The organism is Centipeda infelix ATCC 43532 (genome assembly GCF_000234095.1).
Taxonomy (GTDB): domain Bacteria; phylum Bacillota; class Negativicutes; order Selenomonadales; family Selenomonadaceae; genus Centipeda; species Centipeda infelix.
In genome coordinates this window covers 45727-61355 of sequence record NZ_JH376797.1, presented here as the reverse complement: position 1 = coordinate 61355, position 15629 = coordinate 45727, and the positions used below count along the sequence as shown (strand labels likewise).

Here is a 15629-nt window from a genome sequence, read left to right as displayed (position 1 = left end):
TTTTTCGGAGGTCGTTGTAAAGATATTGAGAAGAAGTATTCATTTCCTTAATGTGGTACGCATTGACGGTGATTCCATATACACATAAAATATAAGGAATATCAATGCACAGAGAGGATGATGGCTATGAATATCACCATACGCATCTTGCAGCTGAAGGGGAGGGCACATGAACTCATCCGTCGTTTTCCCGTCGCCGTCTTTTGGCAGACAGTCCTTTTCCTCGTCAGTACAGGTATTATCCTGCTGCGCCCCGATTTGTATGCGGAGGGTTGGCACAGCGACTACTTCGAGCATCTCATACGCCTCGTCCCTGCCGTCTTCGGTGCATGGATGACGGCAGTCACCTGCCGCCTCTTCACGGATGTATTCCCCGCAAAAAAATCCTTGCTGCTGCGCGCGGCATCGTCTGCCGTCCTGTTCCTCCTTCTTGCCTATGCGTGGTATGGCGTGGAAAATCCGAGCCGCCAGCTGATCGTTGGGACGCAGGGCATCTATCTCGCACTCGCCTTCCTCGCACTCTTTCTCCTCGAACGAGCAAACAAAGCCCCGGGGCTGCCCGCCCTCCTCTTTGCCACCGCCTTTTCCATCGCAACGAGCATCCTGCTCTTTCTCGGACTCATCCTCTGCGTCGCCGCATTCTGGGCACTGATTGTCACCGATGCGGACGGATGGCTTCCCGAGACGACCTATCTCTTCTCCGGTCTGATTGCATACGGCGGCTGGGGGCTTGCCGCATTCCTCGGTGCACTGCCAAGTGCGGGCGCACGCTATGAGTTCCCCACCACCACGCAGAAGCTGCTCCTCTATCTCTTCTTCCCCGTCTATCTCCTCCTGCTCCTCATCCTCTACCTCTACGTCGGCAAGATCATCGGGGCGGGCGAGATGCCCGTCGGCACGATGAATTGGTACGCTTCGTTCGCTCTCCTCGGCTTTGCCTTTTTCTTCGGCACGCTCGCCGCACAAACACGGCTTCCCCTCTTTTCCCGCTTTCTGAAATGGGGGCTGCTCCTCTTCCTCCCCATCCTCGCCGTCCAGCTCTACGGCGTCTGGCTCCGCTATGAGGCGTACGGGCTGACAACGCTGCGCTACACCTCCATGATCTGTACGTTCTGCGGCATCTATGCGCTTGCCGTCGCCTTCCTTCGACGAAAGCCCCAGCAAGTATACCTCTGCGCAGCCATCCTCGCGCTCATCTTCAGTCTCACCCCGCTCAACGTCGTCGACGTACCGCTCCGCAGTCAGGAGGCACGGCTCAATCAGCTGCTCACAGAACACAACCTACTGCAGGACGGACAGATCATAAAGCGTGACGACACTCCGCCCGCGGTTGTGGACGAGATCATCGATATTGCGTTCTACCTCGAACAGGATGCCTCCCCGCTCGCAGCAGAGGTATTCGACACCAAGTTCAACGCGATGCGCACGTCCTTTTACTTCTATGGAGAGGACTTTGAAGAACTCTCCATTGCAGGCTATCGCACACTGCTCCCATTTGATTCGAACAATATTACGCATGAGGGTGTCCTCGTCGTCCCGCGCACAGACGGCACGGAGGAGCGCATCGACCTGCACCCCTATGCGCGCATACTCGTACAATATGGGGAACAAAACGAAAAAACCAGCCTCAGCAGGGAGCTACAGAACTACGAGACAGGCAGCTGCCTCCTCCATTTCGACCATATTGCCGTCAGTCGAGCCGAGGACGGCTCTGTTGTCTGGGACAGTGCAAGCGGATTTGTACTCATACGTTAGGGAAGCACTGATAAATTCAGCACCGCCATCTTGACGCATCTTTTTTGCCCGCACTGTGTCGGCAAATCCTCCACATAGCCCTTGCTATGCGTCCGGTTTGCCTCCTTGTTCGGACGAAAAAATCTACGCCAATCTGACGGACTTCATTTTATCAGCGATTCCATAAAAAGGCTGCTGCACAAGGACAAAACCGTCTTTGTGCAGCAGCCTTTTTCATAGGACAGGGTCAGGTCTTATAGTGATTGATATCTGCCGAAAACGCCGTCGTGACTTCCTTGAACTGCTTGATTTTTTCCATCATATCCTGCAGCTTCAGATTATGCGTGTGCATAGCGGCGTTTACTTCCTCCGTCGAGGCAGAGTTTTGCTCCGCCATAGCGGCGATATGCTCGACCTTGCCGAGAACATCTTCCATATTCGTCATCTCGGTTTTGAGCTGCTCGATGATGCCCGAAATACTTCCCGACACACCGCGAATGTTGTCGATGTACTGACTGTTCCCCTCGACAACGCGGACGAGCTGATTGCTCTCATGCTCCAAGACCTCGTATTCCTCGTTGACCGAAAGGACGACCTCGTTGATGATACGCGTTACCGCCATGACATCGTTCGTAATGACCTCGGCGTGTCCCTGCGACTGCTCTGCAAGCTTTCGAACTTCCTCTGCAACGACGCTGAACCCGCGCCCCTGCTCACCTGCACGCGCTGCTTCAATCGCTGCATTGAGGGCGAGCAGGTTCGTTTGCCCTGCGATATCCGTCACCAGCCCCGTGATCGCCATGATCTTCTCCGTCGCCTCTCTGAGGGACTCGACCTCTTCCTTCACCTCAGTGAATTTTTCCATGCTGTGATTGAGGTTCGTACTGGACGCCCGCACCTTGCTGAAGCCCTCGTGAATGCTGTTGACGGCATAATTCAGCGCGTCGTTATTCTTGACCTGCTCATCGACGACCGATTGCAGTGCTGTCATGTTATTGTTAAGGGAGGCTGCGACGGATATGGTATTCTCCGCCCCTGTCGTGGCACTGTCGGCAACCTCGTTGATAACGCCTGCGATATCCTCCGAGGCACCGCCCATATTTTCTGCCAACCCGTCAAAGTCAATGCCATATCGCCGCAGCTCGTCCCCTGTCCCCTTGAAGCCCGTAAAGTTCGCCTGCGCCTGCTTGCGATACTTGATCAGCTTGTCACTCACCCGCTCGAACACGTCGCCTGAGCGGAGCGTCAGCGCGTCGAAATATTTGTTTTCGACCAACTGATCAATTTCTTTTTCAATTGCTCCGAGAGGACGCAGGAGGACACTGGCGCCGAGCGCGGCAAACAGCCCGCCGCACGCAGGGATGACGAACGTCTTCCACGAAACATCGCCAAGGCTCAGCAGCACCGATAAAATCAGCGTTCCTGCAAATGTCAGCAGACCAATGCCACCCGACAGCGAGCCGGTAAAGGCGACGAGCTTATTGATGCCAAATTTTTTCTCTCGGAAGATCGGTTTTTCAAAGGTGAGCTTCAGCTTCATATGCGTGGCGGTCTGTTCCTGAACCTCGACCCCGAGTTTTTCCTTGAAATACTCTGCCGAACCGTTGAGCAGCCCGCGAAAATAGTCCAGAAGCCCCCGATTCGAGTCATAGGTAAATACCGCCTCGTATTCCGAAATCGGCGTCATAATGAGCTGAGGCGGTTTTGCGCCCGCAATCTTTTTCACGATCTCTACATGAATATCATACGTCGATGCCAAGAATGTATATAGATTTTTATTCGCGAAAAACGACGGATACACACGCGCAAAGGACTTGATATTATCACGTCCCATTTCATACCAAATATCTCGAACAGGCAGACCATTCGCCTTGCTGAGCGTATCCATCAGGCGTTTGATCGTGCCGTCATCGACGTCCTCAAGAGGCAGAAAGAGCCGATCCGGCTCCCACCCCATCTCCTGCATAACCTTATCAACCAACGCGCTGCCCCAAAGCTCACGCGACGTACTAATCCAAGTGGCGACTACAGTACCTTTCATACAACAGAGCCCTCCCAAACTCATTTACATAACCTATCCCAATTTACATTATAGGACATTTGTAGGAAAAAGAAAAGCAAGGAATCGCTGATAAAATTATCAGTGCTTCCCTTATGTTCGATTCCATGCGCAGAGCCGCCGCTCTGTCCAGTCGAGCAGGACGAAGAGCAGCAGCCCCATCGCGCTGAGAACGACGATGCCCGCGTACATATCGAGGTAGTTCACGCGCAGCCACGCGTCCATGATGTAGTAGCCGATACCATACTGCGTACCGAACGTCTCCGTGAAAAAGAGAACGGAGATCGCCGTCGCCATCGCCACGCGGACAGCTGTGATAAACTTCGGCAGCGAGGCGGGCACGATGATGTGCCGCACGATCTGCACGAACGATGCGCCGAGGACACGCAGCGGCGCATACGTCTCTGAAGGAATTGCCGCCACGGCATCACGCACGGCGACGACAACCTGAAAGACAATGATGAGAAACACGAGGATCAGCTTGCTCCACTCCCCCACACCGAAGAGCAGCATGACCACGGGCAGCAGTGCAATCTTCGGCACGGGATAGGTCAGATAGAGGAGAGGAGCAAGCAGACGGTTCACGCGCGGAAAGTATCCCATCAGCACACCGATCGGATAGCCCACGGCAACGGCAGCAAAGAGACCAAGTACGATGCGCATAAGACTGTAGCCCGCATGAACGGCGATCGTATCGGGGAATTTCGCCGCGAGACGAAGGAGCACCTGCACGGGCGAAGGAATCACAGGCATCTGGAGGAGGTATGCCATACCCGCCCAGAGTGCGAGACAGAGACAGATGCCGAGTGCGAACATCCGAAATGAAATTCTGCTCATCACACACCGCCCCCCGCAATCTTTGCACGCAATCGCTGCCCCATCGCAAAGAACTCCGGCGAGGAACGATGTGCAAGGTCGCCCGCAAACGGGTTGTCGATGATCTCGGTGACGCGCCCCGGTGTGCCCGTCATGACAGCAATCCGCCCTGCAAGTGTCAGTGCCTCCTCCACATAGTGCGTCACAAGTATAGTGGTGACGCCGTATTTCTTCCAGAGTGAGAGGAACACCTCCTGCATCGACTCGCGCGTGATCGCATCGAGCGCGGAGAACGGCTCATCCATCAGCAGGAGATCGGGTGCCAGCAGGAAGACGCGTGCAAGCCCCACGCGCTGCTGCTGCCCACCCGAGAGCTCACGCGGATAGCGGTCGAGCAGTTCACGCAAACCAAGATCCGAAACGATCTCATCGAATGTGTTCATCCGCTGTGTATTCCATTCCCCCTTGATCTGCACGCCGAGCAGGATGTTTTCGTGAACGGTCTTCCACGCGAGCAGACCGTAGTTCTGCGGCAGAAAACCGATGCGCAGCATACGCGGATCGATAGGATCCCCCTCGCTCGTCACCGTGCCCGCCGTCGGACGGATCAGCCCCGCCCCCACGCGCAGCAGCGTCGACTTGCCGCAGCCCGACGCGCCGATGAGTGCGAGCACCGTTCCCCGCTCCACACAGAGCGAAGTATTCGCAAGCGCGTGTACGGCATCCTCACCCGCTCCATAGTCCACAGACACGCCCGAAAAACACAGCACACCATCGCCTCCCTTACACATTTACTATCAAAAGTCTATTTTATTGTCATTTTCCAGCTATTGAATGACACAGCTCCACGCGACAAAAAACGGATGTGAGATCCTGCTCTCACATCCGTTCATTCTCAATATGGTGGAGACAAGGGGGATCGAACCCCTGACCTCTTGCATGCCATGCAAGCGCTCTCCCAGCTGAGCTATGCCCCCGCGCGTACGCGCTGACAAAGGGTAGTATAGCGAAAAGCATGTGCGTTGTCAAGGCTGAATTTCACAGGCACGCAGTCATGCCTGCGCGTTGCGCTTCTCATATGCACCATTCAGGATGTCCGCCCACCACGCCTCATGCTCCTGATACCACGCAATCGTCGTCTGAATGCCATCATCGAACTTCGTCGCGGGCTGCCAGCCGAGCTCACGCCCGATCTTCGTCGGATCAATTGCATAGCGGCGGTCATGCCCCTTGCGGTCTTCGACGTAGCTGATCTGCTCCTCCCCCTTGCCAAGTGCAGCGAGAATCGTACGTACAACCATAATGTTCGAACGCTCGTTATGTCCACCGACGTTGTAGACCTCGCCCTCCGTCCCGCGCCGCAGGATCGCGTCGATGGCACTGCAATGATCGTCGACATGCAGCCAGTCGCGCACATTTCGTCCATCGCCGTAGACGGGCAGTTTCTCCCCGTGCATGGCACGAATTACCATGAGCGGGATGAGCTTCTCGGGGAACTGGAACGCACCGTAGTTGTTTGAGCAGCGTGAGATGGTAACGGGCACGCCGTAGGTACGCGCATACGCCTGCACGAGGAGGTCGGCAGATGCCTTGGACGAGGAGTATGGACTGGACGCATGGAGCGGTGTCTCCTCCGTAAAGAGCAGGTCGGGGCGGTCGAGCGGAAGATCACCGTATACCTCGTCCGTCGAGACCTGATGATACCGTTTGATTCCGTACTTGCGGCAGGCATCGAGCAGTACACTCGTCCCAATGATATTCGTCTGCAAGAAAATCTCGGGGCTTTCAATCGAGCGGTCGACATGGGACTCCGCCGCAAAGTTTACAATGATGTCCGGCTGTTCTCGCTCAAAGAGCGCATAGACCGCCGCACGGTCGGCGATGTCCCCACGCACAAACGAAAACTGCGGATACTTCCGCGCCGCGTCCAGCGTTGCCAGATTCCCCGCATACGTCAGCGCATCATAGCAGACAATACGATCTTCAGGATGTTCACGCAGCTCGTGGTAAATGAAATTTGCACCGATAAACCCGGCACCGCCCGTCACAATGATCTTCATATCGTTCCGCTCCTTTTCTTGTTCCTTAGTGTGATTCGACATCTCCCCTTTTTTTCCTTCTTCAATTTACAAACAACAAACATTCGTGCTATACTGCACGCTAGGAGGGATGACGATGAAACCGAAGGAACGTACCTATATCGCAATCGACCTCAAGGCATTCTACGCTTCGGTCGAGTGCATAGAGCGCGGACTGAACCCGCTGACGACGCATCTTGTCGTCGCGGATGAGAGCCGTACGAACAAGACCATCTGCCTCGCCGTCTCCCCCGCGCTCAAGGCGCACGGAATCGGCGGTCGACCGCGCCTATTCGAGGTCATCCGCGCCATCGAGCAGGCAAACGCACGCCGCAGATACCGAGCCCCACAGAGAACGCTCACAGGCGAAACAACGGACGCGGCAGAACTCGCAGCGCATCCTGAGCTCGGCATCGCCTATCACATAGCCCCACCGCGCATGGCACTCTACATGGACTACAGTACGCGCATCTATGGGGTCTATCTGCGGCATATTGCCCCTGCGGACATCCACATATACTCCGTTGATGAGGTGTTCATCGACGTGACAAGCTATCTCTACACAGGAAAGATCTCTGCACATGACTTCACCATGCGGCTCATCCGCGAAGTGCTGCACGAGACAGGCATTACGGCAACCGCGGGCATCGGGACGAATCTCTACCTCGCAAAGGTCGCAATGGACATCGTAGCAAAACACATGAAGCCGGATGCCGACGGTGTACGCATCGCGACGCTGGACGAGATAAGCTATCGCAGACTGCTCTGGGCACATCGTCCGCTCACGGACTTTTGGCGCGTCGGCAAAGGCTACGCGCGGCGGCTTGAAGAGAATGGGCTCTATACGATGGGTGATATCGCACGCTGCTCACTCGGCAGGGCGAATACATGCCACAACGAGGAGCTCCTCTACCGCCTCTTCGGCGTACAGGCGGAGCTGCTGATCGACCACGCATGGGGCTATGAATCCACACGTATAGAAGACATCAAGAACTACCGTCCGAAGTCACGCAGCATACACCGAGGACAGGTTCTGCAGCATCCATATACGCCGCAGAAGGCACGCCTCGTTGTCTGGGAGATGGCGGATATCATCTCAATCGAGCTCGCAGAAAAACGTCTCACGAGTGACCGGCTCGAGCTCACCATTGGCTATGACATCGAATGTCTGACCCGCCCCGAGATACGCGACCACTATCACGGACGCATCCGAACAGACCGCTATGGGAGAAAAGTTCCGTGGCCGGCACACGGCAGGACATTCATCGAGCGCGGCACATCGACACAAACGATCATGAAGGCACTGACAGAGCTTTTTGACGAGATCGTCAATCCCGCGCTTCTCATCCGGCGCATCACCGTCTCCGCGCAGCATTTGATGACGGAGGAGCAGCGTGCCTCCACCGTCGAGCAGATGTCGCTGTTCACCCCCGAGGAGGCGACTGAAAATGCCCTCTCCCCCGAGGAGGAAGCCACTCGGGCAAAGGAAAAGGCACTGCAGGAGGCAATTGTCGCCATCAAGAAAGCATACGGAAAGAACGCCATCCTGCGCGGAGCGAATTTCTTCGACGGAGCAACAGCACGCCAGCGCAATGCTCAGATCGGCGGACACAAGGCATAACAGAGAGGAGCATGCAATGCAGCGCAAAATCGAGGACTACGCAGACATCATCCATCTGCCGCGCCCCACCTCAAAGACACATCCCCCCATGTCCCTCCATGACCGTGCGGGACAGTTCGCTCCATTCTCCGCGCTCACAAGGCTGCACAGCGCTGCCAAACGCATGGAGGAGGAAGCCGCAAATGGGTATATGGATGCACCGCAACAATTTGGAAGAAACCGCTGATCTGTGCGGCCGACACAAGATTTGTTTCCTTGTTGTAACAAGAACCAGGAAGTCCGTCAGATTGGCGTAGATTTTTTCGTCCGAACAAGGAGACAAACCGGACGCATAGCAAGGGCTATGTAGAGGATTTGTCGACACAGTACGGGCAAAAAAGATACGTCAAGATGACGTGGCTGAATTTATCAGTGCTTCCCTAGTTTTACTTGCCACAAATCTATGGTATACTTTTTGTATTTTAATTGGTAACGCAGGAGGGGCTCATTGTGCGTATTGTAATTGCGGGAGCGGGACGGCTGGGCTACAGCATCGCAGCACTTCTTTCGGAGGAGGGCATGGATGTCGTGGTGGTAGACGGCGAGGAGAGCCAGCTCGAAGCGGCAAAAACAACGCTCGACGTGCTGACAATCGAAGCGAACATCGCAAGTCCGCTCACGATGAACGATCCCGACATCAAGAGCGCGGATATCCTCATCGCCGTGACGGAGAGCGACGAGGTGAACATTGTCGCCTGCGTACTCGCGAAGAAGCACGGCATCACACACACAATCGCACGCATCCGCGATATGAATGTTACGGTACAGGCAGGACAGTATCTCAAAGAAAATTTTGATATTGATCTCATGCTCAACCCGGAGCTCATCACGGCAAACGAAATCTCTCGCATTCTCATGACCCCCGCCGCACTCAACGTGGAGGACTTTGCGCAGGGCAAGGTGCGCCTGTTTGAGACGCGCATCCGCCGCCGCTCCGCCATCGCCCGCAAACCGCTCAAGGAGCTGACACTGCCGCACGGCGTACTTGCAGGGCTGATCTTCCGCGACCATCGCATGATTATTCCACATGGCGACGATATGTTCCTCCCCGGGGACAATGCCTACTTCATAGGGCTGCCCGAACGCATTGAGGAGTTCAGCCAAAGCCTCGTTCCGAGCGATACGCACAAGCTGAAACGCGCCGCCATCATCGGAGCGGGGCGGACAGGGCGTGCGCTCGCACTCCTGCTGGAGCGACAGGACGTACAGGTAAAGGTAATCGACCGAAATCGTGAGCGCTGCGAACTGCTCGCAGAGAAGCTGACCACGGGTCTTGCAATCTGCGGGGATGGCACGGATATCGACCTTCTCACAGAGGAGGGTGTCGCCGAGGCGGATGTCATTGTCTGCCTGACGGAGGATGACAAGCTGAACCTGATGCTGGCGCTCCTCGCCCGCCATCTTTCCAACAACAAGATCAAGACGGTTGTGCGCGTCGACCGCAATGAGTACATCGACCTTATGGAGAAGGTCGGTGTCAACATCGCACTCTCGGCGCGTCTGCTCTCGGCGAGCGAGGTGCTTGCCTACGCGCGCGGCGGCGATGTGACGCGTGTGACGCTCTTGGAGGGCGCACGTGCCGAAGCACTCGAGGTGATTGTCAGTGCCGGTGCTCCCGTTGTCGGCAAGAAGCTGATGAATGCGAATCTCCCGCGCGAATGTCTGGTCTGCGCCTACGTGCGCGAGGAGGCAGCAGCGATCCCCAATGGCATGACAGAGCTCCAGCCGGGTGACCGCGTCATCCTCTTTGTCCTCAAAAGTTTCGCAAAGAAGGCGCTTGCCTATTTTGGAGACGACTGATGCGTTTTGATTTGTTCTGGGTGCTCATGGGGCGCACGGCGTACGTCTTTGCGCCGCTCTATCTCATCCCGTTCGGCTACGGCTTCGCGTTCGGGGATCCGCTTGCGGGGTCATTTCTCGCCCTCGGCGTGCTGACCGCCATCCTCGGCATGGTGTTCGGCAATATGGGACGCAGCCATATGCGCCAGCTCTCGGTACAGGAGGGTGCGCTCTTCCTCCTCGCCGTCTGGTTTCTGCTTGCCGTGCTCGGTATGCTGCCGTTCCATCTGGCAGGGCTGCATCTCTCGCCCGTAGACACATTCTTCGAGTGTATCTCCGCGCTTACGACGACGGGCATGACGGCACTTGGGGATACGCTCCCTCCCACCCTCATCCTCTGGCGGGGGCTGATGAGCTGGTTTGGGGGGCTGCTCTTTATCGTCATTCTCGTATCTGTGCTGCCTGTCGTCGGTGGATGTTTCGGCATGGATTTCAGCGTGCGTCAGGAACGCCTATTCAGCCCGCTCTGGAATCGCATGACGCGTCCCATGCGCGAAATGACGATGCTCTACATCGCAATCACAGGCATTTCCGTCCTGATCTATCTCGCGGCGGGCGACGAGGTCTTTCCCGCATTTATCCTCGCACTCTTTACAATCTCCTCGGGCGCGGGACCAATGACGGGTGGTCTTTCGCCCAAGCCGCTGCTCATGTTCGGAGCAGGGTTCGTCGCTCTGCTCTCCGCACTTCCACTCCTCACGCTTCGGCAAATGCTGCACCGCAGGGCAGAGACGGCACTCACACGTCACATGGAGCTGCGTGCGTTCTTCGTACTCTTTCTCGGTGCGGGTGCATTACTCTCTGTGCCTCCGATCCTGCACGGCACACAAACGCTCACGGGCGCACTCAGTTACGGTTTTTTTTACGCCATCTCTTTTCTTTCGACAAACGGGCTCATGTTGCAGGAGGAGATCCCGTTTCACAACGGCTCTGAGCTGCTGCTCATCCTGCTTGCGATCATCGGCGGCTGCATGGGGTCGGCGGCGGGCGGATTTCGCATATCGCGCGTGCTTGTGCTCTTCTCCCTCGCTCGGACGGAACTCCTGCGTACGCTCCATCCGCACATGGTATTCGCCGTACGACAGGGCGGCGAAATCGTTCCCCTGCACTCTGCGGGGCGAATTCTCGTACTCGCATTCATCACCGCCGCTGTCTTCTCCCTCAGCAGCCTCCTCATCGCCCTCGCGGGTCTCAGCCCCATCAAGACGATTGCACTGACGGTCTCGTGTCTCACGACAACAGGCGGTGTCGCCTCGCTCACGGATCTCGATACGGCTGCGATGCTGCCCGCATGGACGAAGATCATATGCAGTCTGCTGATGATCCTCGGGCGCATCGAACTCTTTGCATTCTTCCTCTTCCTCGGCTCACTCTTCGAGGATACAGGGCATAAGTGGTAGAACACTATGAATATCTATACGGTCAACTACATTCTCTCACGCCTCTCCTTTGCAATGGCGGCAGCTCTTACGATTCCACTGGCACTCGCCGTCTATGGGGATGAGCCGAGCCGCGAGGCGTTCATGCTGTCGGTCCTCGTCAGTGCATTCCTCGGGGTCGGATTCCGCCGCTATGGAAAACCAGCCGAGGAACTAACGGCACGCGAAGGCATTGCCATTACGGCGTTCGGGTGGTTCACAGGGACATTTCTCGGAATGCTCCCCTATCTCCTCGGCAATTACCTCGGCTTTCTCGACGCGCTCTTTGAAAGTATTTCGGGCTTCACGGGGACGGGAGCGACCGTCTTTTCCTCGCTCGGGAATCTCCCCTACAGCATCCTGTTCTGGCGGATGATGACGGCATGGATCGGCGGTCTTGGCATCATCGTCATCTTCATCGCGCTCCTCCCGCAGTCCGGTGCAAGTACAATCTATATGTATAACGCCGAGGGCGCGGGACCGACGATGGATCGCGTCATGCCGCGGCTGCGTGATATGACCATGGCGCTCTTCAAAATCTACCTTATATTTACGGCGTTTACAACGGTCATCTTTATGCTCTGCGGCGTAGATTTCAGCATTGCAATCACGCACGCGATGTCAACCATCGGGACGTGCGGCTTCTCGACATACGATGACAGCACGATGCACTTTCATAGTCTTGCGTTCGAGCTGTGGACTGCCCTCTTCATGTTTCTCGCAGGCGGCAGTTTCTCCCTCTACTACCGCGCATGGGTCAAGGGACCGTTCGTCATTCTCCGCAACACGGAGTTCCGCACCTACCTTTGCATAATTCTCGTCGCGATGCTGCTCGTTGCACTGAACCTCATTGTAGAAATGGGGCTGAACGTCGGCTCTGCCGCACGCGTCGCCGTATTCCAGGTGACCTCCCTCTCGACGACGGGCTTTGTCTCGGCAGACTTCGAGACGTGGCCAACGTTCTCAAAGCTGCTGTTGCTCCTTCTTATGATGATTGGCGGCTGCGCAGGCTCTACTGCGAGCGGCATCAAGGTTGCACGTATCATCCTCCTGGTTCGCAATGCACGCGCCGTGATCCTCCAGAAGCTAAATCCGCACCGTGTTGTTGATATCTCGCTCAGTGGTGCGCATGTGGACAGTGCGATGCTCCTGCGTACAGGGACGTTCTTCTTTCTCTACCTCACGATCATCTTTGTAACAGCATTCCTCCTCACCATGGACGGTCTGCTCCCGTTCGATGCGGTCGCCGTCGCCATCACAACGCTCGGCAACATCGGTCCCGCATTCGGCATTGTGAGCGCAACCTCCACCTATGCACCACTCTCGGACTTTGTAAAGGCGGTCCTCTGTCTCTCCATGCTGCTTGGCAGACTTGAAATATTCACGCTGCTCATCCTCCTGCGCCCCTCGTTCTGGCGCAAGACAAAGCGGTGGTAAATCGGCACACGAAAAGCCTCTTTGAGCCATTTGTGGCTCAAAGAGGCTTTTCGCTTCCTATTTCCTGCGCCGCAGTTCCTCAAGGCGCGCAAGCGTGTCGCGGTCAATTCTCTCATGCAGTTCGCTGCGGGCGAGCGGCTGGATGTGCGGATTCATGTACTCCGCTTTCATCTGTTTTTTTGCCTTCTTCACCGAACGGCGCAGCTCAGGCGAGGTGATGCGGTACGCCCCCGCACCAAGAATGACGCTCTGCTCCGCACCGTCAGAAGTGACAACATACACCTCGCGTCCCACACGCACCGCCATATACGCAAGGCGCTCAATGCAGCTGTCCGCCGTCTCACCCGCGCCCGTGTAGATAACCCGCATACGATCGGTGATCTGCAGCTCGTGCTCCTCGTCCTCGGTAAAGAACGCATCGAACACCACCGTCATCTCGTAGTTCTCGAACGCGCCGTACTCCGTGAGGATATGCACGAGGACATCGCGTGCCTCGTCGAGATTGCCACGCAGACGCATGAGTTCCGGCCATGCGTTGATGACGTTGTAGCCGTCGACGAGATAGTACGCGCACGCACGCTGTCTAGCCATGCTGCACCGCAGCCTTCGCCGTGCGCTGACGCAGTGCCTCATACATGAGAATCGCCCCCGCGACCGAGGCATTGAGCGAATTGATCTTGCCGTGCATCGGCAGACGCACGGTAAAGTCGCAGAGGTCGCGCGTGAGCCGGCTCATGCCGTGCCCCTCGCTGCCAATGACGAGCACGAGGGCTCCCGTGAGGTTCGCCCGGTCATAGGTCTCCTCCCCCGCCATGTCCGCACCCGCAATCCAAAAGCCCTGTTCCTTGAGCGCACGCATGGTCTGCGCAACGTTGCCAATGCGGGCAACGGGGACGTACTCAAGTGCCCCCGCCGAGACGCGTGCAACCGTCTCCGTCAGGGGAACGCTGTGTCGGCGCGGCAGGAGAATCCCGTGCACGCCAGCCGCATCCGCCGTGCGCAGCAGTGCACCGAGGTTCTGCGGATCCTCGATGCCGTCGAGGAGGAGCAGCAGCGGCTCCTCGCCGCGCTCCCGTGCCGCAGCAATGATCTCCTCGACGGCGACATAGGCGACGGGCGCGACATAGGCGATCGCTCCCTGATGGCGCACCCCATCAGGAACGACGGCATCCAGTTTTGCTCGTCCAACGGTATCTACAGTAATGCCGTGCGCACGCGCAAGATCGCGCAGCTCATACACGGCTCCGCCATGCAGACCGTCCGCGAGCAGAATGCGGTTGATACCGCGCCCCGCCTTGATTGCCTCGACAATCGCATGACGGCCGGCAAGAATATGCGTAGGCTGCTCCGCCGTGCGCGTCTCTGCAATTTTCTCGCCGTGCTTCTCGGCGTGTTTTTCACCGCGTTTTTCTGTCCGCCTGTCCGCGCGTTGTTCCTTCGCTTTCATTTCGTCCCCCTGCCTCACCCGCGCGGGATAAAACGTTCGAGCCACGGCTCCGTCGCGACAAGGAGGTCGCGCATACGGAGCATCATCTCCTTGATCTCCCACTGTGCACCCGGGGTCAGAACACGCTTCTCGTACACATCCATAAAGGAACGCAGGTTAAGCGTCGTGACAAAATTCGTACACGCACCGCCCGGCAGGACGAATCGTACATCCTGCTTTGCAACCCCCATGGCAAGCAGATCGTCATACGCCTGCTGAATCTCACGCATACACGCCATATAGCGCGTGTACGCTGCCTCGTTCTCTGAAACAGTCTGCGGAACGACATGACCAAAAAGTCCGTCCGCCTGCTTTCCGGACTGCTCGGAAACATAACGCTGACTCTGCACACTCAGGGAAACACCGATGCGATGACGACTGTACTGTGCAAGCAGCGTACGCGAGACATCCTTGACAGCAAACGTCATGGAGCAGTGCTCGACCACCGAGAGGTGCTTGCTCGTCATAATGCGCTCCAAGAGACGCAGCATCTCCTCGTCCGTCTTTTCCTCCGTTAGGAGTTCGATCGGAGAGTCTGCACTGTAGCACGTCCGCGCTGCCGTCCAGCAGGTCTTTAGATAGTTCGGTGTCTTTGAGATCAGTTTAATTTCCATGTATTTGCTCCTGCTGAATACTCATCATCTCTTTTGCGATGATCTGAAATGCTGCCTCTGTGAGTTCCTCAAGACGCTCGTGCTCCTCACGGATGTAGAGACTACCGAGCAATGCCTCAAAGCCCGTGCTCGCGTGGTAGTCCGCAACGGATGCACTGCGCGGCGCATGACTTTTCGTGTTGCGTGCACGCCGATAGATCGTCTGCTCCTCCTCCGTGAGCATGGGCGAAATGCCCCGATAGGCACGTGCCTGCCACGCCGCCGAAACAATCTGTGCACTGAACGAATGAAGTGCCTGTACCTGCGTCTGCTCGTAGGAGAGCAGACGCATCCGCACATAGAGGTGAAAGTAGGCATCGCCTACGTATGCGAGAACAAGCGGATGTACGTTTGACGCATCGACATTCTCGTAACGTGTGCGGATATTGCCCGTCTCATCGGGCAGGAACATCATGCGTACAAGCTGTTGGAACCGTTCAAACTTCATG

Annotated in this window: 14 protein-coding genes, 1 tRNA gene and 2 pseudogenes; 7 read left to right on the top strand and 10 right to left on the bottom strand. The window is 56.6% G+C overall.

What is annotated here, in order from left to right; genetic code table 11:
- Positions 1 to 126: 126 nt before the first annotated feature.
- Complete coding sequence (locus HMPREF9334_RS00305) at positions 127 to 1755, top strand: DUF4153 domain-containing protein (protein ID WP_245535196.1); 1629 nt, start codon at positions 127 to 129, stop codon at positions 1753 to 1755.
- Here HMPREF9334_RS00305 and HMPREF9334_RS12840 read toward each other — a convergent pair.
- The 6 genes and pseudogenes from HMPREF9334_RS12840 to rfbB form a co-directional block, all read right to left on the bottom strand.
- Positions 1752 to 1902: pseudogene (locus tag HMPREF9334_RS12840) on the bottom strand (secretion protein HlyD). The gene HMPREF9334_RS00305 and the pseudogene HMPREF9334_RS12840 overlap by 4 nt on opposite strands.
- 79 nt (positions 1903 to 1981) lie before the next feature.
- Positions 1982 to 3775, bottom strand: coding sequence for a methyl-accepting chemotaxis protein (locus HMPREF9334_RS00300; protein WP_006691510.1), 1794 nt, complete (start codon positions 3773 to 3775; stop codon positions 1982 to 1984).
- A 111-nt stretch (positions 3776 to 3886) separates the two neighbouring features.
- Positions 3887 to 4630: an ABC transporter permease gene (locus HMPREF9334_RS00295; RefSeq protein WP_006691509.1), complete on the bottom strand. Its 744-nt coding sequence runs from the start codon at positions 4628 to 4630 to the stop codon at positions 3887 to 3889.
- Positions 4630 to 5400 (bottom strand): ABC transporter ATP-binding protein, encoded by a 771-nt coding sequence (locus HMPREF9334_RS00290; RefSeq protein ID WP_006691508.1) that lies wholly within the window; start codon positions 5398 to 5400, stop codon positions 4630 to 4632. The genes HMPREF9334_RS00295 and HMPREF9334_RS00290 overlap by 1 nt, the downstream gene beginning before the upstream one ends.
- 110 nt (positions 5401 to 5510) lie before the next feature.
- A tRNA-Ala gene (locus tag HMPREF9334_RS00285) sits at positions 5511 to 5586 on the bottom strand.
- A 75-nt stretch (positions 5587 to 5661) separates the two neighbouring features.
- Positions 5662 to 6669: a dTDP-glucose 4,6-dehydratase gene (rfbB, locus tag HMPREF9334_RS00280; RefSeq protein ID WP_039957047.1), complete on the bottom strand. Its 1008-nt coding sequence runs from the start codon at positions 6667 to 6669 to the stop codon at positions 5662 to 5664.
- A 115-nt stretch (positions 6670 to 6784) separates the two neighbouring features.
- On the opposite strand from rfbB, the gene HMPREF9334_RS00275 reads away from it, so the two are divergent.
- The 6 genes and pseudogenes from HMPREF9334_RS00275 (at position 6785) to HMPREF9334_RS00255 (ending at position 13041) form a co-directional block, all read left to right on the top strand.
- Positions 6785 to 8308 carry a Y-family DNA polymerase gene (locus HMPREF9334_RS00275; RefSeq protein ID WP_006691506.1) on the top strand — a complete coding sequence of 508 codons (1524 nt, stop codon included), beginning with the start codon at positions 6785 to 6787 and terminating at the stop codon, positions 8306 to 8308.
- Positions 8309 to 8324: 16 nt separating this feature from the next.
- Positions 8325 to 8534, top strand: coding sequence for a hypothetical protein (locus HMPREF9334_RS00270; RefSeq protein ID WP_006691505.1), 210 nt, complete (start codon positions 8325 to 8327; stop codon positions 8532 to 8534).
- 61 nt (positions 8535 to 8595) lie between these two features.
- Positions 8596 to 8731 (top strand): annotated as a pseudogene (locus HMPREF9334_RS12410) (secretion protein HlyD).
- A gap of 66 nt (positions 8732 to 8797) precedes the next feature.
- Positions 8798 to 10147, top strand: a complete 1350-nt coding sequence (gene trkA, locus HMPREF9334_RS00265) for a Trk system potassium transporter TrkA (protein ID WP_006691504.1) — start codon at positions 8798 to 8800, stop codon at positions 10145 to 10147.
- Positions 10147 to 11586: a TrkH family potassium uptake protein gene (locus HMPREF9334_RS00260; RefSeq protein ID WP_006691503.1), complete on the top strand. Its 1440-nt coding sequence runs from the start codon at positions 10147 to 10149 to the stop codon at positions 11584 to 11586. The genes trkA and HMPREF9334_RS00260 overlap by 1 nt, the downstream gene beginning before the upstream one ends.
- A gap of 6 nt (positions 11587 to 11592) precedes the next feature.
- Positions 11593 to 13041, top strand: a complete 1449-nt coding sequence (locus HMPREF9334_RS00255; protein WP_006691502.1) for a TrkH family potassium uptake protein — start codon at positions 11593 to 11595, stop codon at positions 13039 to 13041.
- Between the two features lie 57 nt (positions 13042 to 13098).
- Here HMPREF9334_RS00255 and HMPREF9334_RS00250 read toward each other — a convergent pair whose 3' ends face one another.
- From HMPREF9334_RS00250 to HMPREF9334_RS00235, 4 genes are read right to left on the bottom strand one after another with little or no spacing between them, the layout of a single operon-like run.
- The gene (locus tag HMPREF9334_RS00250; protein WP_006691501.1) at positions 13099 to 13632 is read right to left on the bottom strand and encodes an NYN domain-containing protein; all 534 of its coding nucleotides are present in this window, start codon (positions 13630 to 13632) and stop codon (positions 13099 to 13101) included.
- Positions 13625 to 14488: a 23S rRNA (guanosine(2251)-2'-O)-methyltransferase RlmB gene (gene rlmB / locus HMPREF9334_RS00245; protein WP_006691500.1), complete on the bottom strand. Its 864-nt coding sequence runs from the start codon at positions 14486 to 14488 to the stop codon at positions 13625 to 13627. The genes HMPREF9334_RS00250 and rlmB overlap by 8 nt, the downstream gene beginning before the upstream one ends.
- A 14-nt stretch (positions 14489 to 14502) precedes the next feature.
- Entirely contained in the window at positions 14503 to 15141 is a 639-nt protein-coding gene (gene thyX / locus HMPREF9334_RS00240) for an FAD-dependent thymidylate synthase (RefSeq protein WP_006691499.1), read from the bottom strand.
- Positions 15131 to 15628, bottom strand: coding sequence for a Mini-ribonuclease 3 (locus HMPREF9334_RS00235; protein WP_006691498.1), 498 nt, complete (start codon positions 15626 to 15628; stop codon positions 15131 to 15133). The genes thyX and HMPREF9334_RS00235 overlap by 11 nt, the downstream gene beginning before the upstream one ends.
- Position 15629: the final 1 nt, after the last annotated feature.

What these genes read in the sequence shown, in the direction of transcription:
- rfbB (WP_039957047.1), bottom strand. Translation starts at nt 6,669, where the DNA reads ATGAAGATCATTGTGACGGGCGGTGCCGGGTTTATCGGTGCAAATTTC.
- HMPREF9334_RS00250 (WP_006691501.1), bottom strand. Translation starts at nt 13,632, where the DNA reads ATGGCTAGACAGCGTGCGTGCGCGTACTATCTCGTCGACGGCTACAAC.
- HMPREF9334_RS00235 (WP_006691498.1), bottom strand. Translation starts at nt 15,628, where the DNA reads ATGAAGTTTGAACGGTTCCAACAGCTTGTACGCATGATGTTCCTGCCC.
- HMPREF9334_RS00295 (WP_006691509.1), bottom strand. Translation starts at nt 4,630, where the DNA reads ATGAGCAGAATTTCATTTCGGATGTTCGCACTCGGCATCTGTCTCTGT.
- HMPREF9334_RS00305 (WP_245535196.1), top strand. Translation starts at nt 127, where the DNA reads ATGAATATCACCATACGCATCTTGCAGCTGAAGGGGAGGGCACATGAA.
- HMPREF9334_RS00290 (WP_006691508.1), bottom strand. Translation starts at nt 5,400, where the DNA reads ATGTGTAAGGGAGGCGATGGTGTGCTGTGTTTTTCGGGCGTGTCTGTG.
- HMPREF9334_RS00275 (WP_006691506.1), top strand. Translation starts at nt 6,785, where the DNA reads ATGAAACCGAAGGAACGTACCTATATCGCAATCGACCTCAAGGCATTC.
- rlmB (WP_006691500.1), bottom strand. Translation starts at nt 14,488, where the DNA reads ATGAAAGCGAAGGAACAACGCGCGGACAGGCGGACAGAAAAACGCGGT.
- HMPREF9334_RS00260 (WP_006691503.1), top strand. Translation starts at nt 10,147, where the DNA reads ATGCGTTTTGATTTGTTCTGGGTGCTCATGGGGCGCACGGCGTACGTC.
- HMPREF9334_RS00300 (WP_006691510.1), bottom strand. Translation starts at nt 3,775, where the DNA reads ATGAAAGGTACTGTAGTCGCCACTTGGATTAGTACGTCGCGTGAGCTT.
- HMPREF9334_RS00255 (WP_006691502.1), top strand. Translation starts at nt 11,593, where the DNA reads ATGAATATCTATACGGTCAACTACATTCTCTCACGCCTCTCCTTTGCA.
- HMPREF9334_RS00270 (WP_006691505.1), top strand. Translation starts at nt 8,325, where the DNA reads ATGCAGCGCAAAATCGAGGACTACGCAGACATCATCCATCTGCCGCGC.
- thyX (WP_006691499.1), bottom strand. Translation starts at nt 15,141, where the DNA reads ATGGAAATTAAACTGATCTCAAAGACACCGAACTATCTAAAGACCTGC.